Annotated in this window: 25 protein-coding genes; 14 read left to right on the top strand and 11 right to left on the bottom strand. The window is 63.3% G+C overall.

The genetic code is table 11. From position 1 onward, the window contains the following. Nucleotides 1–2 precede the first annotated feature (2 nt). Nucleotides 3–1,115: a M48 family metallopeptidase gene (locus AB7245_RS38860; RefSeq protein WP_063985420.1), complete on the top strand. Its 1,113-nt coding sequence runs from the start codon at nt 3–5 to the stop codon at nt 1,113–1,115. A gap of 66 nt (nt 1,116–1,181) precedes the next feature. Here AB7245_RS38860 and upp read toward each other — a convergent pair whose 3' ends face one another. From upp to AB7245_RS38845, 3 genes are all read right to left on the bottom strand, one after another. Beyond that, nucleotides 1,182–1,811, bottom strand: a complete 630-nt coding sequence (gene upp, locus AB7245_RS38855; RefSeq protein WP_014492299.1) for a uracil phosphoribosyltransferase — start codon at nt 1,809–1,811, stop codon at nt 1,182–1,184. A 252-nt stretch (nt 1,812–2,063) separates the two neighbouring features. After that, complete coding sequence (locus tag AB7245_RS38850) at nt 2,064–3,302, bottom strand: URC4/urg3 family protein (RefSeq protein ID WP_085399835.1); 1,239 nt, start codon at nt 3,300–3,302, stop codon at nt 2,064–2,066. 7 nt (nt 3,303–3,309) lie between these two features. Beyond that, the gene (locus AB7245_RS38845) at nt 3,310–4,566 is read right to left on the bottom strand and encodes a GTP cyclohydrolase II (protein WP_028159520.1); all 1,257 of its coding nucleotides are present in this window, start codon (nt 4,564–4,566) and stop codon (nt 3,310–3,312) included. A 388-nt stretch (nt 4,567–4,954) separates the two neighbouring features. Between AB7245_RS38845 and AB7245_RS38840 the strand changes: the two genes are divergently transcribed. Then, nucleotides 4,955–6,082, top strand: coding sequence for a threonine synthase (locus AB7245_RS38840; protein WP_085399836.1), 1,128 nt, complete (start codon nt 4,955–4,957; stop codon nt 6,080–6,082). A 187-nt stretch (nt 6,083–6,269) separates the two neighbouring features. On the opposite strand, the gene AB7245_RS38835 is transcribed toward AB7245_RS38840, so the two are convergent. Both AB7245_RS38835 and AB7245_RS38830 read right to left on the bottom strand, forming a co-directional pair. Beyond that, nucleotides 6,270–7,085, bottom strand: a complete 816-nt coding sequence (locus tag AB7245_RS38835; RefSeq protein ID WP_085398749.1) for a DUF2927 domain-containing protein — start codon at nt 7,083–7,085, stop codon at nt 6,270–6,272. Nucleotides 7,086–7,169: 84 nt separating this feature from the next. Further along, nucleotides 7,170–7,748, bottom strand: a complete 579-nt coding sequence (locus AB7245_RS38830; protein ID WP_063985416.1) for a L,D-transpeptidase — start codon at nt 7,746–7,748, stop codon at nt 7,170–7,172. A 269-nt stretch (nt 7,749–8,017) separates the two neighbouring features. On the opposite strand from AB7245_RS38830, the gene AB7245_RS38825 reads away from it, so the two are divergent. Then, nucleotides 8,018–9,565 carry an acetolactate synthase large subunit gene (locus tag AB7245_RS38825; RefSeq protein WP_085398748.1) on the top strand — a complete coding sequence of 516 codons (1,548 nt, stop codon included), beginning with the start codon at nt 8,018–8,020 and terminating at the stop codon, nt 9,563–9,565. 38 nt (nt 9,566–9,603) lie between these two features. Continuing rightward, nucleotides 9,604–10,122: a hypothetical protein gene (locus AB7245_RS38820; protein WP_085398747.1), complete on the top strand. Its 519-nt coding sequence runs from the start codon at nt 9,604–9,606 to the stop codon at nt 10,120–10,122. Nucleotides 10,123–10,210: 88 nt separating this feature from the next. On the opposite strand, the gene AB7245_RS38815 is transcribed toward AB7245_RS38820, so the two are convergent. Continuing rightward, entirely contained in the window at nt 10,211–11,749 is a 1,539-nt protein-coding gene (locus tag AB7245_RS38815; protein WP_085398746.1) for a peroxidase family protein, read from the bottom strand. A 336-nt stretch (nt 11,750–12,085) separates the two neighbouring features. After that, on the bottom strand, nt 12,086–12,319 hold the full coding sequence (locus AB7245_RS38810; protein WP_085398745.1) for a DUF3551 domain-containing protein: 234 nt from the start codon (nt 12,317–12,319) through the stop codon (nt 12,086–12,088). Nucleotides 12,320–12,573: 254 nt separating this feature from the next. On the opposite strand from AB7245_RS38810, the gene AB7245_RS38805 reads away from it, so the two are divergent. From AB7245_RS38805 to AB7245_RS38780, 6 genes are all read left to right on the top strand, one after another. Next, entirely contained in the window at nt 12,574–12,912 is a 339-nt protein-coding gene (locus AB7245_RS38805; RefSeq protein WP_085398744.1) for a hypothetical protein, read from the top strand. 170 nt (nt 12,913–13,082) lie between these two features. Further along, complete coding sequence (locus AB7245_RS38800; RefSeq protein ID WP_071909689.1) at nt 13,083–13,568, top strand: hypothetical protein; 486 nt, start codon at nt 13,083–13,085, stop codon at nt 13,566–13,568. Nucleotides 13,569–13,660: 92 nt separating this feature from the next. Beyond that, nucleotides 13,661–14,143, top strand: coding sequence for a transcription elongation factor GreA (greA, locus tag AB7245_RS38795; RefSeq protein WP_085398743.1), 483 nt, complete (start codon nt 13,661–13,663; stop codon nt 14,141–14,143). A 203-nt stretch (nt 14,144–14,346) separates the two neighbouring features. Continuing rightward, a complete protein-coding gene (locus tag AB7245_RS38790) occupies nt 14,347–15,933 on the top strand; it encodes a tetratricopeptide repeat protein (protein WP_085398742.1) in 1,587 nt (528 codons plus the stop codon). Nucleotides 15,934–15,953: 20 nt separating this feature from the next. Continuing rightward, nucleotides 15,954–16,517 (top strand): hypothetical protein, encoded by a 564-nt coding sequence (locus AB7245_RS38785; protein WP_085398741.1) that lies wholly within the window; start codon nt 15,954–15,956, stop codon nt 16,515–16,517. A gap of 181 nt (nt 16,518–16,698) precedes the next feature. Further along, nucleotides 16,699–17,376 (top strand): hypothetical protein, encoded by a 678-nt coding sequence (locus tag AB7245_RS38780; protein WP_085398754.1) that lies wholly within the window; start codon nt 16,699–16,701, stop codon nt 17,374–17,376. Between the two features lie 91 nt (nt 17,377–17,467). Here the strand turns inward: AB7245_RS38780 and AB7245_RS38775 are convergent, their stop codons facing one another. The 3 genes from AB7245_RS38775 to AB7245_RS38765 all read right to left on the bottom strand — a co-directional run bounded on the left by AB7245_RS38775 (nt 17,468) and on the right by AB7245_RS38765 (nt 19,604). Then, on the bottom strand, nt 17,468–17,833 hold the full coding sequence (locus AB7245_RS38775; protein ID WP_028151240.1) for a hypothetical protein: 366 nt from the start codon (nt 17,831–17,833) through the stop codon (nt 17,468–17,470). After that, nucleotides 17,830–18,264 carry a hypothetical protein gene (locus tag AB7245_RS38770; RefSeq protein ID WP_085398740.1) on the bottom strand — a complete coding sequence of 145 codons (435 nt, stop codon included), beginning with the start codon at nt 18,262–18,264 and terminating at the stop codon, nt 17,830–17,832. Before AB7245_RS38770 ends, AB7245_RS38775 begins: the two co-directional genes overlap by 4 nt. A 62-nt stretch (nt 18,265–18,326) precedes the next feature. Next, complete coding sequence (locus AB7245_RS38765) at nt 18,327–19,604, bottom strand: metallophosphoesterase family protein (protein ID WP_244623211.1); 1,278 nt, start codon at nt 19,602–19,604, stop codon at nt 18,327–18,329. Nucleotides 19,605–19,914: 310 nt separating this feature from the next. On the opposite strand from AB7245_RS38765, the gene AB7245_RS38760 reads away from it, so the two are divergent. Both AB7245_RS38760 and AB7245_RS38755 read left to right on the top strand, forming a co-directional pair. After that, nucleotides 19,915–21,252, top strand: a complete 1,338-nt coding sequence (locus tag AB7245_RS38760; RefSeq protein WP_085398739.1) for a TAXI family TRAP transporter solute-binding subunit — start codon at nt 19,915–19,917, stop codon at nt 21,250–21,252. 33 nt (nt 21,253–21,285) lie between these two features. Continuing rightward, nucleotides 21,286–22,035 (top strand): DUF4239 domain-containing protein, encoded by a 750-nt coding sequence (locus tag AB7245_RS38755; RefSeq protein WP_085398738.1) that lies wholly within the window; start codon nt 21,286–21,288, stop codon nt 22,033–22,035. A 301-nt stretch (nt 22,036–22,336) separates the two neighbouring features. Here the strand turns inward: AB7245_RS38755 and AB7245_RS38750 are convergent, their stop codons facing one another. Then, the gene (locus AB7245_RS38750; protein WP_085398752.1) at nt 22,337–23,242 is read right to left on the bottom strand and encodes a LysR family transcriptional regulator; all 906 of its coding nucleotides are present in this window, start codon (nt 23,240–23,242) and stop codon (nt 22,337–22,339) included. Nucleotides 23,243–23,355: 113 nt separating this feature from the next. On the opposite strand from AB7245_RS38750, the gene AB7245_RS38745 reads away from it, so the two are divergent. Together AB7245_RS38745 and AB7245_RS38740 are read left to right on the top strand one after the other, a co-directional pair. Further along, nucleotides 23,356–24,252, top strand: a complete 897-nt coding sequence (locus AB7245_RS38745; protein ID WP_038388984.1) for a sterol desaturase family protein — start codon at nt 23,356–23,358, stop codon at nt 24,250–24,252. Nucleotides 24,253–24,646: 394 nt separating this feature from the next. Further along, nucleotides 24,647–26,173 carry a coniferyl aldehyde dehydrogenase gene (locus tag AB7245_RS38740; RefSeq protein WP_247346175.1) on the top strand — a complete coding sequence of 509 codons (1,527 nt, stop codon included), beginning with the start codon at nt 24,647–24,649 and terminating at the stop codon, nt 26,171–26,173. Nucleotides 26,174–26,243: the final 70 nt, after the last annotated feature.

Genomic DNA, 26,243 nt, shown 5'->3' with positions numbered 1-26,243 from the left:
CTGTGAGTGAGTTGTCCACCGAGGTTCCGGCGCAGTCCGCCAAGCCGACGATATTCTTCGACGGCGTGTCGAGCCGCAGGCGGGAGGTGTCGCTGGCGCTCGGTGACGCGCTCGACATCGTCGAGGAGGGCGGAGCGCCGGTTCGCTGGACCTATGCCGACATTCGCCGCGCCGACAGTCCGGCCGGGATTTTGCGCCTGGCCTCGACATCCGCGCCGCCGCTGGCGCGGCTTGAAATTCGCGACGCCGCGCTCGCCGCCGACGTGACCGCCCGCTGCATGCGTCTCGACGAGCACCAGACGTCGCGCCGCGGTGTCGCAAAGATCGTCGGCTGGTCGGTGGCCGCCGCCGTCTCCATCGTTTGCGTCGTGCTGTTCGGTGTGCCGCTCGCTGCCGACCGGCTAGCGCCGCTGGTGCCCAAGCCGATCGAACGGCGCATTGGCGACGCCTCCGAAGTCCAGGTGAAAACCATCTTCGGCCGCAAGGCGTGCGAAGACCCCGCGGGCAAAGCCGCGTTCACAAAACTGGTCAATCGTCTGCGCGATGCCGCCGGCCTCGACGACGATTCCATGACGGCCGGTGTACTGCCGACCTCGGTGCCGAATGCATTCGCGCTGCCCGGCGGCAAGGTGTACGTGCTGAGGGGCCTGGTCGACAAGGCCGAAAACCCCGACGAACTCGCCGGCATCCTTGCCCATGAGCTCGGCCATCTCAAGCATTACGACAACATGCGCGGGCTGATCTACAACGGCGGCACATCGTTCCTGATCGGCCTGTTGTTCGGCGACGTCACCGGCTCGAGCGCCGTGATCTTCGCCTCGCGCAGCGTGGTCGAAGCCTCCTATTCGCGCGAGGCCGAGACCGCCGCGGATACGTTTGCGATCGAGATCATGCACAAGCTCGGCCGCTCGCCGAAACCCGCGGCCGAACTGATGTTCCGCATCACCGGCAAGGAAGGCGGCTCCGGCCTCACCACGATCCTGGCGAGCCACCCGCTCACCGAAGACCGCCTCGCACGCATGACGAAGGAAGATCGTCCCGCCAGCGGCCCGCCGCTGCTGACGGACAAGGAATGGCAGTCGCTCAAGCTGATTTGCGGCAGCGGGAAGATCTAGAGCGTTTTCGAGCGAAGTGGCGACCGGTTCGCGTGAAGAAAACGCGTCAAAAAAAGAGCTCCGCGCCTACCGCGTCCCGTAAGCGCGGTCGCCGGCATCGCCGAGGCCCGGCAGGATAAAGCCGTTCTCGTCGAGACCTTCGTCCACTGCAGCCGTCCAGATCGGAACGTCGGGATGCAGTCCGCGCAGCCGTTCGAGCCCTTCAGGGGCCGCGATCAGGCAGGCGAGACGGATGTCCCTGGCGCCGCGCTCCTTCAGCCGGTCGATTGCGGCGACGGCCGTGTTGGCGGTCGCGACCACCGGGGTCACCACGATCGCGAGGCGCTCGCTGAGGTCGGACGGCGATTTGAAGAAATACTCGACCGCGGCAAAACTGTGCGGCTCGCGGTAGAGGCCGATATGGGCGACGCGCGCGGTCGGCACCAGATCCATCATGCCGTCGACGAAGGTCGTGCCGGCGCGCAGCATCGGCACGAATACCAGCTTCTTGCCGGCGATCTTGGCCGAATGCATCGTCGCCAGCGGCGTCTCGATGACGGTATCGGCGAGCGGCAGATCCCGCGTGATCTCGTAGCACAGCAGCATGCCGATCTCCTTGATCAGCTCGCGGAAGGACTTGGTCGAGATGGACTTGTCCCGCACCAGCGTCAGCTTGTGCTGCACCAGCGGATGATCGACGATCGTGACGCCTTCCATGAAACGCTCCTAACGAAATGCACTTGGGTGAAACGCGACGGGCCGTTGCTTCTTCCCTTCTCCCCCTGTGGGAGAAGGTGGCATAGGCGGCCCTTGGGCCGCCGTTCTTAAGAACGCCGATGCCCCGCATCGGCTACGGCGCCGGATGAGGGGTCTCTCTCCACGAACTCCAATGAGAGATGCCCTCGCGGAGACAACCCCTCACCCGGCTTCGCTTTCGCGAAGCCACCCTCTCCCACAGGGGGAGAGGGTTTAGAAAACCGTGCCGTCGCTGATCACCTTGAGCGGCGGCGCGCCGTCCGGCCGGCGCGCGAAGGCGATGGCGCGGCCGGCGGCCCAGCTGCCACCTTCGAGAATGCTCGCGAGGGGCAAGGTCTCGGGCGTGCGGCCGAGCCTGGCGCGGATGCTGCCCGCAAGCCGGTCGAGCAGCGCGACGGTGAGCGCGCGCCATTCTACGACGAGCAGGGAATCCACCGCATGCGCGCGCTCGGCATCGGCGGCGTCGCGCAGGCGCAGCACCTCGTGATCGACGAACAGGCCGCCATTGCGGTATTCGGCGAGGCCGGTGAGGCCGTCGATGTCGGTGACGTCAAAGCCGGCGCGCTGCAGCGGTTCGATCAGCGAATAGCTCAGCCATTGCGACAGCTTGTGCAGGGGTACGAGGCCTGCCGTTCCGTCGTCCGCCCCGATCGCCGGATGACGCCAGCAATCGCCGAGCGGAATCCCGGCGAGCTCGAGCCGTGACGGCCAGATCGGTCCAAGCTGGTTCAGCACTGCGGACAGGATGGCGGGCGCGGCGACCGCGCCCCCCACGGCCTGTGCCGCGATGTGATCGAACAGGCCGCCTGGCCGCGGCGTATCGTGCAGGCCGAAGATGTCCGCGCGCTCGGCAACCAGCTTGCCCAGACGTCGCAGCAGATCAGTGCGTCCGTCGAGACCGAGCAGCGGATTGGCATCGCTCGCCTGAAAGGCGGAGGTGAGGGAGGCGAGCGGTAGTTTCGCCAGCACGTCTGCATCGGCCCTGAACGGCGCACGCGCATCGCCGGAGAACAGGCCGCCTGCAAACATGTCGAGGCTTGCGATGGCAAGCCCCTCCGATCGGCCGATACTTTCGCCGGTCACAGCGTCGCGATAGCGCCACGTGGCTCCCGCACCTGCGTCGAGCAGCACGCTGACAATGGCGAGGTCGAACTCGGCGCGCGCACGTGCCGCGCGATCCGGCCACGATGCGACGTTGGCAAGCCTCGCCCAGCGATCGACGCCGCCGAGCACGAAATGCCGCCAGCGGGCATGGAAGGGAATCTCCAGCGTCGGATAGGCCTTGCGCGTGACCGCGATCACGGCCTCCGCGACGCCGTCCATGCGGTCGAGGTCGATCGTGAAGTGCCGGAGCCCGCCGGCGAGGCCGATCTCGAGCATTTTTGCGGCACGCGCGCGAACCGCTCCTGCGCTGAGCAGGGAGCGGGCCTGTTGTTCCAAAGCCTCCGCCATCGCGCGATCAGTACTTTTCCAGCGAGCGCCCGACCACGCCGTTCACGTCCTTCTCCGGCGCGATGTCGGTCGAGTAATAGCCGGCAGCCTTTTTCGCGGCGATCTCGACATAGGCGTCGGCCGGGATCAGCTCCGGCGGGATCGGCACGCGCTCGACGATGTCGATGCCCTGCGAGGTCAGCGCGTCATGCTTCATGTCGCTCATCGACAGGAAACGGTCGATGCGCTTCAGGCCGAGCCAGTGGATCGTATCCGGCATCAATTGCTGGAAGCGCGCGTCCTGGACGCCGGCGACGCATTCGGTGCGCTCGAAATAGGCGGCCGCCGCGTCGCCGTCCTCCTGGCGCTTGCGCGCATTGTAGACCAGGAATTTGGTGACCTCGCCGAGCGCGCGGCCTTCCTTGCGGTTGTAGATGACGAGCCCGAGCCCGCCCTCCTGCGCGCCGCGCGCGGATTCCTCGATGCCGTGGATGAGATAGGGGCGGCAGGTGCAGATGTCGGAGCCGAACACGTCGGAGCCGTTGCACTCGTCATGCACGCGGCAGGTGATCTTGGTGCGGTGGTCCGGAAGTTTTGTCACATCGCCGAACATGTAGACGGTGGTGCCGCCGATCGGCGGCAGGAATACCTTCATGTCCGGCCGGGTGACCAACTCGGGGAACATGCCGGCGGTCTGCTCGAACAGCGTGCGCCGCAGCTCGGTCTCGCCGGTGCCGAAGCGCGTCGCAAGGCCCGGCAGGTACCAGACCGGATCGATCGCGATTTTCACCACCGACACGCTGCCATTGGCGTGCACGACCTCGCCGTCGGCGCGCAGCCGTTTTGCGGCGAGCGCCTCGCGGATCTCCGGCAGGTCGAGCCGCGCGCGCGTCACCGCGATGCTCGGCCTGATGTCGACGCCCTCGGCGATGTCCTTGCCGAAATTCTCCGCGACGAGATGCCCCCAGGGATCGAGCGCGACGATCTTGTCGGGATCGCGCCATTGCTCGAACGGCCCGATGGTCGCGGCCGGAAAGGTGTTGGTGAGGTCGGGCCGGCGGATCGGATCGAGCGCGCCGGCGGACACCGCGAGCGCCCGGTACATGGCGTAGGAGCCGCCATGGCTGCCGATCACGTTGCGATCCCCAGCGCGCGATACCGTGCCGATGATCGGCCCCCGGGTGCGTGCGTCGGCTGCGCCCCAGTGAATCGGAAACGCGGCCTTTTTGCCCGGCTCCGGATGGGAGGTCAGGCGGATGTGATCGGTACGGTTCGCGCGGCTCATGTCCAGGCTCCCAAAAAGCCGACGGCCCGCCGCTCGGACGGGCCTGGCTCACTTGCGTTGCCGGTGCCGAACACCGGCGACGCGAGCTCAATCCAACATATTGTAGCGGCTGGCGACGACAGACAAGTTAATGGTTCCCCGCCGGGCAGGCGACCCTGGCCAAATTCCCGTCACCGACGGGCAGGTCCGGCTCGCCTGGATGCCGCTCCTTCGCCCCGGCCGAACCTTGCTATTCGATCCGCGCGATAGGTCTAAGGATTTGAACTAGTTATATTTTTTATGTTTCCAAGAGGGCGGCGCGGCGGTTGCGCCACCGCGGTGCCGTGGACTGGACCAGACCCACATAATCGGACAAATCGTATAGATCGCCTCTCGCCTGGAGACTGCCATGCCCACCGCCAGCTACATCGACCCCCGTAACGGACGGCTCTATCCGCTGGACCAGCCGCGCTGGTGCTCGGACGAGCGGACGCCGCTGCTGGTGACGCCGGGACCAGGCATATCGCGCGCGGACATCGACGGCGCCACGCGCTCGCTCTGGCGCTACCGGGCGGCGCTGCCGGTCGAGATCAAGAAGCCGATCACGCTCGGCGAAGGCTGCACGCCGCTGGTCCAGCAGGACTGGGGCGATTTGCGTCCGTTCTTCAAGCTCGAATGGTTCAACCCGACCGGCAGCTTCAAGGATAGGGGCTCTTCGGTGATGCTGTCATTCCTGCGGCAAATCGGCGTCGACGCGATCCTGGAGGACTCCTCGGGCAATGGCGGCTCGTCGATGGCGGGATTAGGTGCCGCCGGCGGCACGCGCGTGAAGATCCTGGCGCCAGCCTCGACGTCGCCGGCCAAGATCGCGCAGGTGCGCGCCTATGGCGCCGCGGTTCAACTCGTCGAGGGGCCGCGCGAGGAGTCGGAGGCCGAGGCCATCCGCCAGTCGAGCCAGACCTTTTATGCCAGCCACAATTGGCAGCCGTTCTTCCTCGAAGGCACCAAGTCGCTCGCCTATGAAATCTGGGAAGACCTCGGTTTTCGCGCGCCCGACAATATCATCGTTCCCGTTGGCGCCGGCAGCAGCCTGCTCGGTTGCGCCTTCGGTTTCCGCGAGCTGTTGAAAGCCGGGCAGATCGCGAAGCTGCCGCGCCTGTTCGCGGCGCAGCCGCTAAACTGCTCGCCGATCGATGCAAGCTTCAAGGCGGGTGTCGACACGCCGGTCGCCCGCGAGGTGAACAAGACCGTCGCCGAAGGCACCGCCATCAAGAATCCGCTGCGCCTGCGCGAGATCATCGGGAGCTTGCGCGAGAGCGGCGGCGGCACCGTTGCGCTGACCGAGGACGAGATCGTCGCCGCGTTGCGGCGTCTTGCGCGGCAGGGATTGTTTGCCGAACCGACCAGCGCCAGCGCGGCTGCTGCATTGGAAAAACTCTCCGCGGCGGGATCTATCAAGGCGAACGAGACCACGGTTGTGGTCCTCACCGGCACGGGCCTGAAGGCTGCGGCCACGGTTGCTGATCTCGTGCAGTAGAGGCGGAGGAGGCGTTCCGCTTACCCTCCCCTGGAGGGGGAGGGTCGATCGCGCGTAGCGCGAGCGGGGTGGGGTGATCTCTCCACACGGGCAGCGCTTCGGTGGAGAGACTTTCACCCCACCCCGTCTCACGTCGCTGACGCGCCGCGAGCCGACCCTCCCCCTCCAGGGGAGGGTAAGACGCGCCTCACTCCTTCAAATCATTCACGCGCTTCACCCAGGCGCGCACATCGGCGAGCACCTGGGGCAGCACCGCCCTGACCTCCTGCACGGTCATGCCGGGTTTGATGCGGGGATCGTAGAGCAGGTTGAGGATGTACTGGTCGTAGACGTCGAAATAGCCCATCGACACATTGTCGTTGAACATGGTCCACGGCACGCTCGCGGTGTCGTTGATAGGGCCGAGCGATTGCAGCAGTTCCTCATAGGCGCAATCGAGGAAGGTGAAATCGCCGTTGTCGACGGTGAGGATGACGTCGGAATGCTCGATCTCGAAATTGTCGTTCTTGCGGAAGCCGGACAGGCATTGCGGATCGAGCGAGGTGCGGATCTCGCGCGCCTTCTCCGCGCCGTAGAAGCTGGAAATCGTCCGAAACAGGTCGCGGTCGCGAACCAGCTTCACCCGCACGTTCGCGGCTTCGCTGGTGTCGATCATGGCGATGTCGAGATGCTGCACGCGCCTGCCGATGTCGGCCACGACCTTGGCGAGCTGCGTCTTGCGGTCGGCGCGCTCGCTCTCGGCGTAGACGCGCACCGGCCCGTCGAATTTCCGGATGCGGTCGACGCGGCCGGCGAGGTGGTATTCGGCGCCGAACGCCGTCTTCAGAAAGCCTTCGACGATCTCGCCGTCGGTGAAGCTCTTCTTCTCGGCGCGCTGGCGCGAGGCGATCGCGGGCAATTCGCCCGCGACGGCGATGGTAGCGGTGTCAGGGGCGAACGCGAAAGTGGCGAGCGCCAGCAGGGCGATGCGAAAGCCTGACGAAGGCGGGGCCAATGCGCTCATTACGACCCGACGCTGCCGTATTCGGCAGCGACGCACAAGACCGCATATTCACGCGCCCTGCGGGTTCCCGCAGTTCGCCGACGGCTAGTTGTTGAGCACGACCACCTTGGTGCCGACCGAGACGCGGCTGTAGAGATCGCTGACGTCCTCGTTGGTCATGCGGAAGCAGCCCGAGGACACGGCCTGGCCGATCGTCTCCGGCTCGTTGGAGCCGTGGATGCGGTAGAGCGTCGAGCCCAGATACATCGCGCGCGCGCCGAGCGGATTCTCGATGCCGCCCTTCATGTGGCGCGGCAGGTCGGGCCGGCGGGCCAGCATCTGCGACGGCGGCGTCCAGTCCGGCCATTCCTTCTTGGCGGTGATCCTGTGCACTCCGCCCCAGCGGAAGCCGTCGCGGCCGACGCCGATGCCGTAGCGCAGCGCCTGGCCGTTCTGGAGCACCAGATACAGGCGGCGCTCGCTCGTGTTCACCACGATCGTGCCGGGGGCGTAATTGCCGTTGTACATGATGGTGGTGCGGGGGATCGGGCTAGAGCCGCCGCGGAAGAAGCTCGGGCCGAAGCCCATGATCTCGCGCGAGTCGAACCCCTCGGCGAATGCGCCGCCGGCGGTGGCCGACAGCAATGCGATGGCGGCAATCGGCGCGGCAAAAAATCGGATCATTGTTTCCCCCAGTAAAAAAATCGGATTCAACTGAAGTCACAGGCCATATTTGCGGGCATTTCGCAAGCCACGGGCCCGTGAGGGAGATCATCCTTAACGTCTGGCGTTGCCAAACCGGCAACCACGCTAATTTGCCTGAAAGCATTAGCCAAACAAGCGGATCGTCGCGCGGGGCAGGCCGGCGATGCCGGCTATTGCTTTGACGGAGGCGGCGAACAATGATTGATCGAGCGGACATTTGAATATTGCCGGTTGCAGGGAGCTTTGGGATGAACGGTGCGGAAAGCCTGGTGCGGACGATGGTCAAGGGTGGGGTGGATGTCTGCTTCACCAACCCAGGCACCTCCGAGATGCATTTTGTCGCGGCGCTCGACCGCGTGCCGGGCATGCGCTGCGTGCTCGGCCTGTTCGAAGGCGTGGTGACCGGCGCCGCTGACGGCTATTTCCGCATGAAGGGCACGCCGGCTTCGACGCTGCTCCATCTCGGCCCTGGCCTGGCCAATGGCCTGGCCAATCTGCACAACGCCAAGAAGGCGAATTCCGGCATCGTCAACATCGTCGGCCAGCATGCGGTCTACCACATCGACTACAACGCGCCGCTGACCTCCGACATCGAGGGCCTGGCCCGGCCGATGTCGTCCTGGGTCCGCACCTCGCCGGACTCCAAATCGGTTGCAGCTGACGGCGCCGCGGCGATCGCCGCCGCCAAGAGCGCACCGCCACAGATCGCGACCCTGATCCTGCCCGCCGACACCGCCTGGAACGAGGCCGATGGCATCGCCGAGGTACCGGCCGAGCAGCAGCGCGCCAGCTATTCGCCGCAGGCGGTCGAGCGGGCCGCGAAGATCCTGCACGGCGATGGCGAGGGTACGCTGCTGCTGATGACCGGCAGCGCGCTGAGCGAACAGGGCCTGGCGCTGGCCGAGCGTATCGCCGGCAAGACCGGCTGCACGGTGATGGGCCCGACCTTCCGTCCCAAGATGGCGCGCGGCCGCGGCCGCTATTCGATCGACCGCATTCATTACGTGATCGAGAACGCGCTGCCGATGCTGGCGAAGTTCCGGCACATCGTGCTGATCGAGTCCGATGATCCGGTGGCGTTCTTCGCCTATCCGAACAAGCCGAGCATGCTCAAGCCCGAGGGCTGCGAGGTGCATCGCATGACCTCCTGGGGCGAGAATTCGGTCGCGGCGCTCGAAGCACTGGCCGGCGCGGTGAAGGCGAGCGCGAAGGACGTCAAGCCGCAGGCCCTGGCTGAGCTGGTGAAGCCGACCGGCGCGCTGACCTTCGCCTCGATCGCGCAGGCGATCGCATGCGCCATCCCCGAGAACGCGATCATGGTCGACGAATCCCTGACCACCGGCCGCGGCTTCTTCCCGCCGACGGCGGCGGCCGCTCCGCACGACTGGCTCCAGAACATGGGCGGCTCGATCGGCTTCTCCACGCCGCTTTCGATCGGCGCCGCGATCGCATGTCCGGACCGCAAGGTGATCACCATGGTCGGCGACGGCAGCGCGATGTACACGATCCAGTCGCTGTGGACGCAGGCCCGCGAGAACCTCAACATCGTCACCATCGTGTTCGCCAACCGCATCTACCAGATCCTGCGCGGCGAGTTCGACAATGTCGGCGCCGGCGAGCCCGGCCAGCGTGCCAACGACATGCTGCGCCTCGACCGTCCGACGCTGGACTTCGTCGCGCTGGCGAAGGGCATGGGCGTCCCCGGCCGCGCCGTCACCAATGCCGAAGAGTTCAACAAGGCTCTGGCCGAAGCCGTCGCCGAGCCCGGGCCGCGGCTGATCGAAGTCCAGATGTAGGGCACAGCACCAGGGAGCGCCGAGGGCCGGGGGGCAAGATGCAGACCGAGCTGAACAAGGTGATCGCGGCGCTCCGGGACTTCTACGCTCACGAAGGATTCTTGTTCGAGAAGGACGTCGGCGAGCGGGCGGTGACGCACCGCTTTGCCGTCTATCTGGAGCGGCAATTCTCGGGCTGGTCAGTCGATTGCAACTACGACCGCCTCGGCGAGCGCACGCTGCATCTGCCGCACGGCACGATCGTCTCCACCGACGATCATCTGGGAAAATCGATCTACCCCGATGTCGTCGTGCATCAGCGCGAGATCCCGAACAATCTGCTCGCCGTCGAGATCCGCAAGGCGAGCAATCACACCTCGCTCGAGCACGACCAGCACAAGCTGATGGCGCTGACCGACGCGCATGTGTGGTTCGCGTACTGGATCGGCGTGCTGCTGGTGCTGGACAGGCAGCATGTGACGATTTCGGAAGTCTATGTCAGCGGCCTGGTCGATCAGCCGCTGTCGCTATGGTTTGCGGCGCGGCTGGAGGAGAGCGGTCTCGGGGCCGCGCATTAGACCGTCTCCACAGCGTCATGGCCGGGCCTGTCCCGGCCATCCACGCCTTGTCACGCAGCACAAAGAACGGGTCTCATCTCATCAGGCCTCAGTGCAGCGGATCGCCCTGGCCGAGCGCATAGGCGACGAGGTCCTTCAGCGCGAAGCTGGAGCCGGTCACCGGCGTCCATTGCGGGTCGAGCGACAGCACGGAGGAATGGTCGCCGAACATCATGCCGAGGAAGACCTCGGCGACGATGCGACCGCCGACGGGGCCGAGCTGCGGCGTGTTGATTCCGGTCGCCGGCGCGCCGGTGGCCGGGATCGTCACCGCGGTCTGGAATTGCCGCGCCTCGGCAAGGATGTAGGTCCAGAGCGGGCAATTGCCGGCAAACACGCCGTTCGCGATGGTTGCGATCCCAGTTTGCGGATCGCCCGCGCCGGGTTCGTCGACGGCCTTGCCGACGATGATCTGATCATCCGTCAGCGGCGTCAGGTTCATCGCCTTGGCGACGGCCTGGCCTGAGGGCAGGCCGAGCCGCCAGCTGCGCTCGAGATTGCGCAGCGCCAGCGACGACGGATTGGATGCGACCTCCGGCGGCAGCTTGCGCAGCGGATCGACCAGCGAGGCGTCGATGCGATAGGCGAACTGCAGCCGCTTCTTGTTGTCGGGGTTGGTGTCGTCGTCCTCGACGCCGTAGGGACGCGTGTCCAGATCGATGAAGCGGCCCCAATCCATGGCGCGTCCCGGGCCCATGGCGCGGAAGCCGGTCAGCGCGTTTTTGTCGGGATTGTTGGGGTCGGGGAAGATCTGCAGCAGCATGTTGTCCGCATCGTTCAGCCGATAGCCGGGGCGGATCATGGAATGGCCGAGACGGTAGGCCGCAACCGAGAACTCGACCGGCATGAACGGGTAAGTCTTCCAGTGGTAGTGGGCGAGCTTGCTGCGGTCGTACTGGCCTGCGGTCCTCAGCTCGTCCAGCACGCTGGCGTGAACGATGCGCGGCAGGAAGTCGTTCAGCACGACGTATTGATAATGGAATCGGACGCGCTGCTGCACGTCCTCGAACGACAGGCTGTCGTTGTCGTCGACCATGCGGTTGTGAAAGCGCAGCATCAAGGCCTGGAACTGCGAGACGATGCTGTTCTCGTCGTTGCGGGGGTCGCCGATCAGGGCGCGGCCCTTGAAGCGCGGCAGGTCGCTGGCATCGGGTACGCCCGCGCCGGTCAGCTTCTCGCCGAGCCGGAACTTGATGCCGTCATACATGTAGGGCTGATCGTTCGGACCACGGCCGTAGAGATTGTCCAGATCGAGCGACGGCGTGCGGAAGTCGACGAGCCCGTCGGGATCCTGCTGCTTGGTCAGCGAGCTGACCGGATCGAAGGTGATGTCGTGGTCGATGAACTGGCCGAAATAGGTGTAGAGCGCGGGAATGCCGCTCTCCTCCGCGTCCGGCCCGTCCTTCGGACCATCGAAGTCGGCGACCATCTTGTCGGCCAGCGCCGAAAGGTTCGCGACATTGTCGGCGTCGTTCGGACCGAATTTCGCCGGCGTGAGCTTGCGGAACATGCGTCCGAAGCGGCCCTGGGAAAGCGGCGAACGCGTTGCGTTCAGACCGCGCGGAACAATGCTGTGGCGGCTGCTCATTGAAAACACCTCCCTGAAAAGTCACGACGTGCAACGAATAAAGCTAAAGTTGTTCGCAACAGAATATGCATGTCACGCTAGATCAGGCGATTGGGTGCCACAAGCGATCTGCTTCACACACTGCGCGACATCGATGTTGTTCCGGGAGGGAGCGTTACGAGCAAGCTGCGGCCGCGCTTTGCAAATTTTTCCCTGTGCGATGACGGATAACATTCTCGTCATCGGCGCGCACGAGCGGCTTCGCGCAAGTGAGTTCGCCGGACTGTCGGCGAAGCGGATCGTCTTCACGCAATAAGTGTGGCGGGGGGCGCGTCCTGCGCGCCCGCCGCGACGTCGTCAGTAGGCACGCTGCTGCGAGAACGCGTAGCGCGGATTGATGCCACAAGAGGCCGACGTGCCGGAGGCGGTGGCGAGGCACTGCTGATAGCTCGCGAACTGGCAGTTGCCGGGATAGCCCCACATGCGTCCCTGCAGGCAATATCGATCGTTTGCAGGATGTGCCTGGGCGGCCGGGGATGCTACGGCGACCAGGGCGGCGAACGATGCGAGAGTGAGGATGATGCGACGCATTTCAATCTCCTTCGAGAGCGGGTGGACGGGTACGTCAGCGAGCTGGGCTCGTCTGAGGCATGTCATGCCTATCTTGGTGTCGGCGGAATGCCGTGCGTTCGCGACATGGCACATCATGACGCAGCTGGCGGCCAGCAATGTGATCTACGCCACAGTTCGCGGTGGGGGTCCGGGCCTATCGTGAGCAGACTTGCGCGCGTCGATCCCGGAGAACCAGGCTTGTCTCATTCGGATCAGGTATTTTGGAGGTTCTAATGCAAAGGTCATATTTGCTGGCTGCGACAGCAGCGCTGGCGCTTTTCATGCAAATACCGCTCGCGCTGGCCCAGAATGCGCCGGCCGCCGGTGGAACCGCAGCGCCTGCCGCGACAACCACTGCGCCGGCAGCGACGACGACAACGCCGGCCGCGACCAGCGACACCTCCAGCCAGCCGGCCGACTCCAAGAAGAGCGCATCGAAGAAGCCGGCGAAGAAGAAGATGACGCGGCAGCAGGAAATCGATCATTCGGTCGACAGCGGCACCGTGCCCGCGCGCTACCGCAACTCTGTGCCCAGGCAGTACCAGCGGTACATTCCGTTCGATAAGCGGTGATGGGTCTCACGGCGGGCGACGTGATCGGACGTCGGGCCGCCGGTGCCATCGTGTGACGGCCTTGGTGTGACGCCTTGTCGTAGCGCCTTAACCAAGCGGAATCCGGCCATACATCCCCAGTGGCGGTCCGCGAGAGCGGTGCTAGAGTAGGCCGAAGCCCGGGGGGAGAAATGAGCGACGACGTGAAGGATGCTGGCCTTGTGGCCATGATCAGCAGCATCCTGGGAGGCAACAAGCGCGCAGACAGCAGTGCTCCGCCGCCGCTCACCGAGGTTCCGCCGACAGCGCCGACGAACGGGTTCGACCTGATCGAGCCGTCCACCCCCGATCCTGCACCGGCCGAACCCGACGCTGCGCCCGATGCCGTGCCGGCTGCCGCGAAGCCGGTCGAGCGGCCGGCGAAAATCACGACGACGCCTGATGGCAAGAAGTTGCTTCCTGCCGAGGCGATTGCCGATCTGGTGCTTGGCGAGCTGCGCAAGCTGGAGAATTTTCCGGCGACCGGCGCCTCCGTCACGGTCTACGGTTACAAGCACTGGAATGCGATGATCACCTTCGCGCCGTTCTCGACCACGTTCCAGAACGCGACGCGGTTCCGCCAGGCCGTACCGGACCTGGTCTTCAAGCTGCGCCGTTTCGTCGAACTTGAGATATAGTCCGGGACAATCACCGGCTGCTGTTCGGCGCGATTCCCCGTTGTGGGGCGAGGCGCGAGCGGGTGTCCGAAACAGTTCGACAGGATTCTGAATTGAGCGTCGCCTTTACCAAGGAAGAAAGCGCCGAAACTGCGTCCGAGACGCTGCTGCCGGATCGCCCGATCTCGCCGCATCCAAACCTCGTGACGGAAGCCGGCTTGCAGGCGCTGCAGGCGCAGCTTCGCGAGGCGCGCGAGGCCTATGAAGCCGCGCAAGCCATCGAGGATGTCAACGAAAAGCGCCGACAGTCGGCGGTGCCCTTGCGCGACGCTCGTTATCTGACCGAACGGCTGCGCACGGCGCAGGTCATTCCCGATCCGGCGTCGACCGATGTCGTCGCCTTCGGCAGCACCGTGACCTTCAGCCGCACCGACGGCCGCGTGCAGACCTATCGCATCGTCGGCGAGGACGAAGCGGATCCAAAGGCCGGAACGATCTCGTTCGTGGCGCCGGTCGCGAAGTCGCTGATCGGGAAGGCGGTCGGCGATGTCGTGGGTTCAGGCGCGCAAGAGATCGAGATTCTGTCGATCGCGTAGCGACGCGATCCGAGGCCAGAATGATGCGCGCGTAAGGATCGAACTCCGACGGCTCTGGCTTCGGATTGGTTTCGCCAACTTCGAGGCGCCGCTGGGTCAGTTGCGCTGCCGCGATTCACTTCGCTGTTCAAAAGCCGCGAACGTCATATAGTGAGGGGGGTATCAAGACCAATTCATTGCGTATCAGGCAAAGGGAGGGATCCATGCGGAAGTCCCTGTTCCTCGTCATCGTAGCCGGTTTCGGCCTATCAGGACCACAGGCTCTGGTCGCGCAAGACGATGTAGATCAGCAGCTCGGCAGCGTTCATTTCCAGACCTCTTGCAACGATGTGGCCCAGCGTCGTTTCGATCGCGGGATGCGCTATCAGCATTCCTACTGGTACGCCAACGCCAAGGAGATCTTCGAAGAAGCCATCAAGGCTGACCCGACATGCAGCATGGCCTATTGGGGCATTGCGCTCACCTACATGGACAATCCGCACAATGCGATTCCAAAGCCGAACCTCGCGCCAGGCCTCGCCGCGATCATGAAGGCCAAGGAGATCGGCGCCGCGACCGAGCGCGAACGCGACTACATCGATGCGCTGATGGTGATGTATGCCGACTACGACAAGATTCCTCACGTCCAGCGGATGCGCATGCTGCGTGACGCGCAGGCGCGCGTCGCGGCAAAATATCCAGACGACGACGAAGCCCAGATCGCCTACGCCATTACGCTCAATACCTCGGCGGATCTGAACGACAAGACCTATGCGCAGCAAATTAAAGGCGCGGCGATTCTCGAGCCGATCTCCAGGCGGCTGCCGATGCATCCGGGCGTGACGCATTATCTGATCCATCTCTACGACTACCCGGCGCTGGCGCAGAAAGGGCTCGATGCCGCCAATCGTTACGCCAAGATCGCACCGGCCGCGCCGCACGCCCAGCACATGCCCTCCCACATCTACACGCGCGTCGGCTATTGGAAGGAATCGATCGACTCCAACACCGCTTCCGTGAAAGCCGCGATGGCCGAAAAGTCGGTCGGCAACTACCTGCATGCGCAGGACTACATGGTCTATGCTTACCTGCAGCTCGGCCAGGACAAGCAGGCGCGTGCCGTCATCGACGACATGATCAAGGAGACCGACTTCAAGGCGACGGTCGCGGCGGCAGACTACGCGCTGGCGGCTTCGCCGGCGCGTTATGCGATCGACCGTGGCGATTGGGAGGGGGCCTCGCAGCTGCCGGTCAGGCCGAGCAACCTCAACTTTGCGATGGCGGTAACGCATTTCGCCCGGGCCCTCGGCGCGGCGCGCTCCGGCAAACCGGAGGCCGCCAAGGCCGACATCCAGAAGCTGGCAGAATTGCGCGACAAGCTGCAGGACGCCAAGGACAGTTATTGGTCCGGAATCGTCGACATCCAGCGTCAGGTCGCCGTCGCCTGGGTGCTTTACGCCGAGGGCAAGTATGACGAGGCGCTCAATGCGATGAGTGCCGCGGCGGATGCCGAGGACAAGACGGAAAAGCACGTGATCACGCCCGGACCGCTGGCGCCGGCACGCGAACTTTACGGCTTCATGCTGCTCGATCGCGGCATGGCCAAGGAGGCGCTTGCTGCATTCGAGGCAACCAAGGCGAAGGAGCCGAACCGCTTGCACGCGTTCGCGGGAGCGGCCAAGGCGGCCGAAGCCCTTGGTGACAGGGAAGCGGCACGACAGAACTGTCAGCAGCTCGTAACGCTGACGGCCAGTGCCGATTCGGAACGCCCCGAGGTCGCGGCGGCGAAGCAATATCTCGCCAGCAACTGACCCGGAACGAGAACGGTGAAATGATGAGAAGGGCAGCCGCCATCGCCGTCGCAGCAATCTCGCTGGGAAGCGCGCTGGCGGCATCGCTCTTGTGGCTCCATGTGCCACGGCATGCCGCCGCGAATTCCGCCACGCCGGTGTGGCAGGAGGTGACGTGGCCCTTCTCGATCGACCAATGGGGCAAGGGAAAGGCGTTCCGCTGCAGGGCTTCCGACTGCGGTGTCGAGGTGACGCTGTACCTGCGTGCCAAGATAGGTTTTTGCAATTGCACGACGGGCGTCGCCGATGACGAGGATCTCGATCGCATGGGCGATACCGTTCTCCTGGGCGAAGTCTCTCCACGCGGTTCCGGCCATCCCATCAGGATTGCGTCGATGAACGGTCGCAGCCGCGCCTACACGCTCAACTCACGTGGCGCTCCCGGCAAAACGCTGGTGTCGGTCGTCTACAACGAGCGTTGCGACATGATCGCAGCGACCGCTGTCATTGGCCACGATCGGCCGGAGACCATCGAGCCCCGCGTGATCGAGTTTCTGGGCGGCAGCACCGCGATGCACTGGGCTGAGGTCACACTAGGTCTGTGATCGACTGCGTCTTCCCGATCAGCGAGCATTTTCAATGCGGCGAATGGCCCGCGCAGCTGGGGCGAGGATTGCTATCGACAGGGGCAATCTCATTCGCCTAAACATGAGCCATGCGTTTCCGTCGTCTTGTCCCGATATCGAAGGTCTCCGCCCTGTCCGCGAAACAAAGCGCGGCGGCTGGATGAGACGGTTTTTGTCGGGGGCGTTGCCGTTCTACGCGCTGGCCGGATTGGCCATGTGCATGTACCTCGTCCTGTACAAGACGAACCTGTTCGACTTGAACGCCATCGTCCAGGATGCGACCGGTTCGGCATGGTTTCCGGTCTTCATGTTCGCTTGCGTGCTCCTGGAGTCGGTCTTTCCGTATTTCGGCTATTTTCCCGGAACCGCCCTCATCCTGATGTCCGTGGCGCTCAATCCGAAGCCTGCGGATGTCTCCGTTTTCATCGTGGCGTGGGCGGCCATCATCGTGGGCGCCGTTCTGAGTTACGGACAGGCTCGCTTTTTCAGACCGATGTTGCAACGGGTTGCCTCAAAAGCGGCACTGGGCCGATGTGAGTCCCTTCTCGACTCCTATGGTCCGTACGCGCGCGTTGCCTTGTTCGTTCATCCCAACGCTTGCGCGATGTATTTCACGGCACTCGGACTTCTCGGCCGGAACCTGACGCGAGAGCTCGCTTATCTCAGTGTGGGTGCAGCAGCCTCCGTGGGCATTCTGTTCGTCGTCGTGACCAGGCTGGTGTCGTCCGCAGGCGCCACCGATGATGGGGAATTGCAGGTGCTGCTGGCGGCAGGCCTGGTCGCCATCGGAACCCTCGTCGGTCTCTACGCGGCCTTGCGGCCGGATCGGGCTGCTTGAAGCTTGATCCGGAAGAGCGCGAAGCGGTTTTCCGACCAGAGAGCCCGCTTTGAGCTTGGTCGGTCATGATCCATGTGCGGAAGCACCCAAGTCAGAGCCTAAACCAAGGCAGGGTGAGATAGACGCAAGCGATCATCGAGAGGATGGGAATTACCCACACCCATCCCGACCAGAAGTTTCGCACTGAACGTCCGGGTAACGACGCAGCAACGAGGGCGACGATCAGTGCCCCGAGCGCGGCCGTCGCGGCCCACCCGTACCAGTACATCGCTGGAGCTAGAAATCCCATCGCAGGGTCAGCAACGTCTCGCGAATGATGCGTGCCCGCCAGCACGATGCCGAGCGACGGGAAAACGGTGAAAAGAGCAAGGTCCTTTGCGAGTGCAACCACGTAGAGGAAGCCAAATGTCGTCCCGAACGCGAATGCAAAGCGGCGGAACGCAGCCGATAACGTCATGCGCCGAAACCCCTGATGTTGTTTACGACGTGGCCAGTTAGGAAGCCCCACCAGATGACAAAGGCGAGGATCGAGGTGAGCATCGTGCGCGTCTGAGCAGGCTCGTCGGCACGCGGCCGTCGCCAGCAAACCCAGTAGGCTGGTAGCAACGCAAAACCGATAGCGGCGAAGTGCTCCTTGAGGTCGAAGAAGCCCAGGGCTGGCCAATGACCGGCGCGCTCTAACTCTGGCCTGATGTCGACGCGAAAATACAGATAGATGATCCCACCGAGCAGGATGGAGATGGCATACAAGACGACGACGGCGTCGGCGAACCGGGCCGATGGCACGGAGCGAAAGCGGCCGAAAAACGAACTGGGGCGCGTTCCCACAGTCGCCCACGTCGCCAAGGTCTGGTGCGTAATCGCGCCAAGCAGTGCAACGGCGACCAAGCCGTGAATAATCAGGAGTACTGTCGCCAGAACCTCACTCCCGGCCTATTGCCCGCTTGCTGTCACGTGAAGAGTTCCTCAGTCCCGAATGGCTCCGCCGACCACGGCCGGAAGCGATTGAGGGTGAACTTAGTCTTCTGGCCGGGTTCAACGTCCACCAGCACGTAGTTGTACTCCTCTTGCGGAGGCTGGCCCTTCCAGTAAAGGTCCCGCGGATAGTCGGCGGGCACCTTGATGCTGGTTCGCCCCGGCAGGATTGGGTCTTGTTCTGCGCCCCCACCGCCCAACATCAGATACTTTACCCCATCTACATCGTAGATTTCCGTGGTGTGGACGTGCCCGTTCAACACGATCACCTCCATGTCCTTGGCATACGACGCAATCACCTTGTGCGGGTTATCGGGAGCCGGGATCGGGCCTAAGCCTGACCGCGCAAACACGGGATAGTGGAAGACGATAAACGCCTTCCGAATGCCGTTGGCCTTCGCCTCGTCCATCCACTTTTGAAGCTGGGTCATCTGCTCGGCATATTTTGGCCGATCAGCGTCCCACAGCGACGGCGAACGGTAATCGTACTTGCCACTCCAGAGATAGATGAAGCGGGTGCCCTTGAAGTCGAATTTGTAGATGAGGTTTTCCGGCGTGACGCCGAATTTTTTCAGATACGGCACAGCCGAAAGTACGCCCTCAATCTTTGGGTCGGCCCACACCTCATGATTACCCACACTCATGAAAAAGCGCCCATCCAGACCGGCCGCGCGCATCTCGTCATCCGGCGCGGGTAGCTTCTTCAACATTGTTTCGTTCACGCGCTTCCAGTATGGGCTGTCACTCACGGTCAAGCCCTGATTGCCCCACCACACAGCGTCACCGCTATTGACCACGAATTTGGCGCGACCGGATTGAACGTCCTTGACAATTTCGCGCGTCACCCATTCGCCGCCCTGAAGCCGGAACATGGTTCGATGCACTCCGGGAAGCAGTTTCACGTCTTCAACGGATGCCTCAGTGACCCAACCCTTATCTACCGTCAGGGTCATCACTTCCGTCTTGGATGCGAACGGCATGACGACCTTGACCAGGTCCTTTGTGACCGGATCGAAGATCATCTTCACATCCTTCGCTACGACGGCCTCGGCGACCTTTTCCGGCATGACCAATCCGAACATCTCGACGAAGAACTTGCTGAGGTCCGGTTGTCCCTCTTTCAACGGGAGGTACATCATCGGTCGGGTATCGCCGACCGCAGCGAATGAAAAACCGGCTGCGGGAAGCGGTGCTTGCGCGGGCGTTGTTTGTGTCTGGGCACCGGCAACGAGTGGCACGGAGAATGCGGGCACTGCTGCGAGTGCGCCTAGAACCAGGCGACGACTGGGCTCGTTAGGCCAAGAGGATTGCATGATGATCACCCCTGATCGAGGAGAGGGAATGAGCCGCCGCATAGGGCGCGCAAACAGCCCGATTTGCCGGCCGTTTCCCGTAGACCTTCAGCGGTGGGTGAGCTTGATATAGATCAACGTCCTCATCTGCCGTAGCAGCGAGCACGTAGAGCGGCGGCTGGCAGCTATTCTGGCCGCGGACGTTTGCGGGCATCGCAGGTGTGCAGAAATACAGCGGCAGGGACGTGGCGAACCCACACAGGTGGCGAGCATGATGTCGATGAAATTGCCGCTGTGGCTTCGCTTTTTCCTGCTCGTCGGCGTCGTCGCCTTTGCGGCAGGCGCGGGTCTCCTTGCCTATCGGTACTACAGCCGCCCGGTAACGCTGACTGTGGCGGTCGGTTCGGTCGACGGCGAGGCGGCCAAGGCAATGTCAGCGATGGCAGGCGAGTTCGTTTCAGCGAACGCGCCGGTCCGGCTCAAGGTCATCGACAGCGGCACCGCGCTTGAGGCCGCTGCCGCTTTCTCCGCGGGCAAGGTCGATCTCGCTGTGGTTCGCGGCGATGTTGGCGACTTGTCGCAGGCGCAAGCCGTCGTCGTCGTCAGCCATATGGTCGTACTGATCATCGCGCCGCCGGGATCGTCCATCGACAGCATTGCCAACCTGAAGGGACGCACGGTCGGCGTGGTCGGCGGAGCAGTGAACGCCAAAATTGTCGATGTGTTGACCAAGGGATACGATCTGGCGGGCGCAAAAGTTGTCTTCAAGAACCTTGCTTTGACGGATGTCCGGCAAGCCATTCAGTCAAAGCAAGTCAGCGCCCTGCTTGTCGTGATCCCGCTCGCCGAAAAATACCTCTCGCTCGTTCGCGGATTTTTTCAGCTTGACCGTAAAAAGACCCCGGTACTGATCCCAATCGAGTCCGCGGGGGCAATTGCAGAGAATGAGCGCGCTTTTGAAAGCTTCGACGTCCCGAAGGGCACACTGCGGGGATCGCCGCCGGTCCCGGAAGATGACCTGACGACTCTGAGGACCTCGCTATATCTGGTTGCGCAAAAGAAGCTTGGCACTGATCTGGTAACCGACCTCACGGAGGCGATCATGAGCGCGCGCAGGAATCTTCTGCGTGAGCAGCCGATTTTCGCGCAGATCACCGCGCCCAGCACCGACCAGGATGCCTACCTTCCGCTGCACCCTGGCGCCGCAGCCGTCTACAACAGCACCACGCAAAGCTTCATGGATGAGTACGGCAACTGGATCTATTTGACGCCGATGGTACTGGGTGGCGCTGCCACCATGCTTGCGGCGGCGTGGAAATTCCTGGGCCTCGGCAGCCGCGCAGCCGAAGGCCCGCTCGATTCTCTCTACGCCCTGGCGCGCCGGATTCGGAAAGTCGATACAGAGGCTGAACTTTCGGATATCGAAGACGAAATCGACCGCATTCTAAAGGCGGAGCTCGCCAAATCCGCTGCTGGAGACGAGAGCGCGGTGGATGATGCCACATTGAACGTGGCAGCCCACCGGCTGGAGAGCTTGATTCACGACCGACGCACATTGATCGCCAAGGGACCCGCAGTTGCCTCCGCGGCGAAGGCGACACAGCGCTAAGTCACGACACGCCTCGCAACACAGTGGTGAATCATGAATGCAATCGCGCTATCGTGCATCACGTTTCTATGCATCTCAGGCGGTGCCCTGCTCGGTATGTTCCTTCCTGGGCATCACTTGAGCACGGATGACAAGGATGTGGTCAGGCTGGGCACGGGCCTCATCGGGACGATAGCCGCGCTTGTCCTCGGTCTGCTGATCGCCTCGGCGAAGGGCTCCTACGACACGCAGAGCACTCAAGTCACGCAGATGACGAGTAATGTTGTCCTGCTCGACAATCTGCTGGCGCAGTACGGACCGGAGGCGAATGACGAACGCAATCTGTTGCGGCGCGCCATCGTTGTTTTAGCCGATCGAATGTGGCGCGAGAAAAGTTCCGAGGTTGCCAAGGCGAACCCCTTCGAGGCCAGCGCCGTAAGCGAAGCATTCTTTGCGAAGCTTCAGGAGCTTTCGCCGCAGAACGATTCCCAGCGCTCCCTGCAAGCCAGGGCCATACAGATCGCCACCGACATTGCGCAAACCCGCCTGTTGCTGTTCGCACAGACGAACAACTCGATCCCTATGCCGTTCCTGGTGGTGCTGATTTTCTGGCTCACCATCATCTTTGGAAGCTTCGGCCTGTTTGCCAAGCCCAGCGCAACCGTTTTCGGCTCGCTGTTCGTTTTTGCACTGTCGGCCGCCGGGGCGATCTACCTGGTCCTGGAGCTGGGTCAGCCATTTGCGGGTTTGATGCAGATTTCCAGCGCGCCACTGCGCAGCGCCCTCACGCCGCTCGGTCCCTAACGTTCGCATGATCGAGGTTGCCGGCCAGAGCGAGCCCCGACTGCTATCGTGGTCGTCGCGACCTGCTGCAGCGGTTTTTCGAGTTGATCAAGATGCCCATTGTGCTGCGATGTCCGAATCTGGCCCATGTCGGTCGGCTGCCTGATTCTGCTTGCGAGGGCAAAGCGGACATTTGGGAAATTAGCGAGGTCGGCTAAGGGCCACAAGCAGACTCCGGCGTCTGGTCGATCACTTCGAAACAGTCGTCATATGGACAGGCCGGTAATCCGCACCGGACGATGCGTCGAGTGCGACAAGGCGCCTAGACGTTGATCTCGGCCGCTGCCCGCACAATCGCTGCTACGGTTGCCTTGGCTGCCGGCGACGAGGTTCTCCCTCGCAAACACACGATGCCCGTGCTTGACGGCGGCGACTGCCAGCCATGTACGACAAGCCGGACAAGCGCGCCGGATTCCAGCTCCCCCCGTACCGCCGCGTTCGTCGCACCCAGAACAGTATCCGTGGTGAGCGCGACCGTCTTGAGCAGGCCGTAGTTGTCGCACTCGAGCGCAATGGCGGCCTCCTGGCCCGCAGGCAGGCCCAGCAGGGCGGCGAGCTCCACCTTTGAGGGGCTCAGCAACTTCGGTGCGGCGAGACCGTACGCCCAGACGTCCTGCAGCATGTGCTCGCGCCCGGCCAGCGGATGTCCTGCCCGCACATACAGGCCGGCCTGCTGCCCCCCGATCAACTGGATGTCCAGCGCGGCATCCCCAGGCATGTCACGGACATCGGCGGCAAAGAACTCGATGCTTTCGGTACGCAAGCTCTCCAGCAACTGCGCCCAGTTGCCGACCTCCATGCGCAGCGCCACCTGCGGGTGCTGGCGGCGCAACGCCACAAGCGCGCGTGGCATCAGGGTGGCCGTTAGCAGCGGCCCGACGCCGAAGGCCGTGTCGCCGAGCTGGCTGTCGCGGTAAAGATCCACGTCGCGCTGCAGGCAACGCGCCTCGAACAGCAGCTTGCGCGCCCGCTCAATGACGAATTCCCCGGCACGGGTGGGGCGGACATCACCAACGTCGCGGTCGAACAGGCGGATACCCAGGTCGTTCTCGATGGCCTGGATGCTGCGGCTGAAGGCCGGCTGGCTCAGGTGGGCGGCTGCGGCGGCGCGGGCGAAGTGCAGAGTGTCGGCAAGGGCGACAACGTGATTCAGGCGGCGCAGATTCACGGCATTGCTCTCCATGCATCAAGACGATGAATATTATGCATTGGACGCAATATGGCGACACCCCTTAGACCGTTCCACAATTCAAAACATGAGAGCGGCAGGAGACGTCCCATATGAGCTCGCAATTGCAGTACCTCTTAATTGGCGCCTGCATCCTAGGCTTTGCCGCCATGGAGTTCGTCACCCGGCGGTATCAAGCCACCGTGCGCGGCAACGCGACAGCCAACGACGCCTGGCTTGAAGTGCTGATGTTCGTCAGCCTGATCGCCATCACCCAGCCTATCGCACTGCTGGGCAGCAACGCGTTGTGCAGCTGGCTCATGCCGACGCAGCACGACGCCTGGGCCAACCTGCCATGGTGGGCGATGGCCGGACTGCTGCTCATCGGCGATGACCTCACGCAGTACCTCTGGCACCGCGCCTCGCACACGCCGTTGCTGTGGCCGCTGCACCGCGCGCATCACAGCGCGGCCTACATGAGCGTGCGCATTACCTACCGCAACAACTTCTTTTACTACCTGATGATGCCGGGCCTGTGGATCGGCGGCGTGGCGGTGTACCTGGGTTTCGGCCCAGTCTATGCGGCGTACCTGGTGATCAAGTTGGCGGTCATCCTGGGCGCGCACTGCGCTTGGGCGTGGGATGCGCCGCTGTACCGCATCCGCGCGCTGCATCCGCTGATGTGGGTGCTGGAGCGCACCATCTCCACGCCGGCCACGCACCAGGCGCACCATGCGCTCACCAACGAAGATGGCATTGGCCACTACAAGGGCAACTTCGGCAACCTGCTGTTCTTCTGGGACGTGCTGTTCGGCACGGCGCATATCACACGCAAATATCCCGCCAAGGTCGGCCTGCAGGACGACATCCTGTTTGGCCCGGAGCGCTGGACGACGCAGATGTTCTACCCGCTCGTCCACTCAAAGCGCGAACATTCGGCGCTCCGCCCCGGCGGCCGTGGCTTCACCGAAGCAGACCTGCAGACCGAAGCTAAGCAGAAGGCCACCTGAACGCGGGTAGCGTCGAGGCGCCGCAGCAAGCGTTCGCGATGCCTCGGAAGGAGCTGGAATGGGTAACCATCTGGTCCGCGAGCGGCCTCTTGGCCACACCGAGATGAGCCGAGCGGAAACCATCGTGCTTGCGGCTGGAGCACCGCGCTTGTGGCGGTCTTCATCCGACTCATTGGTATTGGTTAGGAGAAGGCGATGATCGTCTGTTCTTGCAATGTGTTCAGCGACCACCAGGTGCGCTCAGTGGTCATAAAAGAAGCGCGACGGCCCCGCATGAGCGAGGTGTATGCCTGCCTCGGATGCTGCGCCCAGTGCGGCTGCTGCGCTCGCGCCATCAAGCGGATCATGGATGAGAGGCCGGGCTCCGTCCATGCGAGCGCAAGCATGCACTGACTTGGAGTTGACACGGTCACGGTCAGCGCGTGCCCTGGTTATCCACCTGGAGGACACGCGAAACCCAGAGAAAGCGAACATCATGAACGTGCCTGTCAATTTCCGTTCCGTCGACATTCCCGCCGAACTGCAGTCCTGCTTCGCCGCGCAGCGGGCGGCCTATTTGGCGGCGCCCGAGCCATCCTACGATCAGCGCATTGCTGACCTGAAGGCCCTCGGGCAACTCCTGAAGGACAACAAGGACGAGCTGGTCGCAGCGATCAACGCCGACTACGGCAACCGGTCTGAATTCGAGACCCTGTTCGCCGAATATTTCGTTGTCCTGGAAACAATCGCCGACGCCAGAAAGAACCTGAAAAAGTGGATGAAACCGCAGCGCAGGCACGTCGACTTCATGACCTACCCGCTCGCGCGCAACCGCGTCATCCCACAGCCGCTCGGCGTCGTCGGGGTCATCGTTCCCTGGAATTTCCCGCTTAACCTCAGCTTCTGCCCGCTCGCCGCAATTCTGGCCGCCGGCAATCGTGCGATGGTCAAGATGTCGGAAAATTCAAGAGCGCTCGCCGAGGTCCTGATCCGTGTCTCGCCAAAGTATTTCCCGCTCGAGAAGCTTGCCTTTTTCGAGGATGGCGGCGGACGAGGACCCGCATTCTCGTCATTGCCCTTCGACCATCTGCTGTTCACGGGATCCGGCGCGACTGGTCGCGCAGTCATGGCAAACGCGGCCCGCAACCTCACCCCTGTCACGCTTGAATTGGGCGGCAAGGCACCTGCAATTGTTGGGCCTGACTTCCCGGTCAAGACAGCGGCAGAGCGCATTCTCTGGGTGAAGATGTTCAATGCCGGTCAGATCTGTACGAATGTCGACTACATGTTTCTGCCCAAAGGGAGTGAGGACGAGTTCGTCCATCATTGCCGCAAGCTGTTTGCCGAGCGCTTCCCGGACATCAACGGTCAAGACTACACGTCGATCATCGATGAACCGTCGTTCACGCGGCTGCAGGCGACCCTGGAGGATGCCCGTACAAAGGGTGCAGTCCTGGTCAATCTTGCGGAACGGCAGATTCCGGACACGAAGCAGCGCAAATTTCCACCGCATCTCGTGCTAAATCCGACGGACGACATGATTGTCATGCAGCGCGAGATCTTTGGCCCGATCCTGCCGATCAAGACCTATACAGATCGGCAGGAGGTCGCCGACTATATCAATAGTCACGACCGACCGTTGGCAATCTATCCATTCACCTCCGATGCCGAGCTGCGCGACTTCTACATCTCGCGGGTGATGTCGGGTGGCGTATCGGTCAATGAAGCTCTCCTGCACGTCGGCCAGCACGACCTGCCATTCGGTGGGATCGGTGCGAGCGGTATGGGCCATTACCACGCGCGCGAGGGGTTCAACACCTTTTCAAAATTGCGCCCGGTCTTCTATCAAGGTCCTCTCTCGCCGATCCAAATGCTATTTCAGCCGCCCTACGCCGGCCGCCCAATGAGCATCCTGCGGACGATGATCAAGTGGAAGACGTGATGCGTGACTGTGGCAGATCGGCGCCAATGATATGCGCCGCAAGCCTGGGCGGATGCCGGGCGTCGTCGGC

The sequence above is a fragment of the Bradyrhizobium sp. 604_D8_N2_3 genome (assembly GCF_051810765.1).
GTDB classification, from domain to species: Bacteria; Pseudomonadota; Alphaproteobacteria; order Rhizobiales; family Xanthobacteraceae; genus Bradyrhizobium; species Bradyrhizobium barranii.
Note: the sequence above shows the minus strand (reverse complement) of the source record. Positions and strands in the feature narration are given on the sequence as shown.

Excerpts from the sequence above, each read along its gene's own strand:
- upp (WP_014492299.1), bottom strand. The coding sequence starts at position 1,811 with ATGGAAGGCGTCACGATCGTCGATCATCCGCTGGTGCAGCACAAGCTG.
- AB7245_RS38850 (WP_085399835.1), bottom strand. The coding sequence starts at position 3,302 with ATGGCGGAGGCTTTGGAACAACAGGCCCGCTCCCTGCTCAGCGCAGGA.
- AB7245_RS38845 (WP_028159520.1), bottom strand. The coding sequence starts at position 4,566 with ATGAGCCGCGCGAACCGTACCGATCACATCCGCCTGACCTCCCATCCG.
- AB7245_RS38840 (WP_085399836.1), top strand. The coding sequence starts at position 4,955 with ATGCCCACCGCCAGCTACATCGACCCCCGTAACGGACGGCTCTATCCG.
- AB7245_RS38835 (WP_085398749.1), bottom strand. The coding sequence starts at position 7,085 with ATGAGCGCATTGGCCCCGCCTTCGTCAGGCTTTCGCATCGCCCTGCTG.
- AB7245_RS38830 (WP_063985416.1), bottom strand. The coding sequence starts at position 7,748 with ATGATCCGATTTTTTGCCGCGCCGATTGCCGCCATCGCATTGCTGTCG.
- AB7245_RS38825 (WP_085398748.1), top strand. The coding sequence starts at position 8,018 with ATGAACGGTGCGGAAAGCCTGGTGCGGACGATGGTCAAGGGTGGGGTG.
- AB7245_RS38820 (WP_085398747.1), top strand. The coding sequence starts at position 9,604 with ATGCAGACCGAGCTGAACAAGGTGATCGCGGCGCTCCGGGACTTCTAC.
- AB7245_RS38815 (WP_085398746.1), bottom strand. The coding sequence starts at position 11,749 with ATGAGCAGCCGCCACAGCATTGTTCCGCGCGGTCTGAACGCAACGCGT.
- AB7245_RS38810 (WP_085398745.1), bottom strand. The coding sequence starts at position 12,319 with ATGCGTCGCATCATCCTCACTCTCGCATCGTTCGCCGCCCTGGTCGCC.
- AB7245_RS38805 (WP_085398744.1), top strand. The coding sequence starts at position 12,574 with ATGCAAAGGTCATATTTGCTGGCTGCGACAGCAGCGCTGGCGCTTTTC.
- AB7245_RS38800 (WP_071909689.1), top strand. The coding sequence starts at position 13,083 with ATGAGCGACGACGTGAAGGATGCTGGCCTTGTGGCCATGATCAGCAGC.
- AB7245_RS38790 (WP_085398742.1), top strand. The coding sequence starts at position 14,347 with ATGCGGAAGTCCCTGTTCCTCGTCATCGTAGCCGGTTTCGGCCTATCA.
- AB7245_RS38785 (WP_085398741.1), top strand. The coding sequence starts at position 15,954 with ATGATGAGAAGGGCAGCCGCCATCGCCGTCGCAGCAATCTCGCTGGGA.
- AB7245_RS38780 (WP_085398754.1), top strand. The coding sequence starts at position 16,699 with ATGAGACGGTTTTTGTCGGGGGCGTTGCCGTTCTACGCGCTGGCCGGA.
- AB7245_RS38775 (WP_028151240.1), bottom strand. The coding sequence starts at position 17,833 with ATGACGTTATCGGCTGCGTTCCGCCGCTTTGCATTCGCGTTCGGGACG.
- AB7245_RS38760 (WP_085398739.1), top strand. The coding sequence starts at position 19,915 with ATGATGTCGATGAAATTGCCGCTGTGGCTTCGCTTTTTCCTGCTCGTC.
- AB7245_RS38755 (WP_085398738.1), top strand. The coding sequence starts at position 21,286 with ATGAATGCAATCGCGCTATCGTGCATCACGTTTCTATGCATCTCAGGC.
- AB7245_RS38745 (WP_038388984.1), top strand. The coding sequence starts at position 23,356 with ATGAGCTCGCAATTGCAGTACCTCTTAATTGGCGCCTGCATCCTAGGC.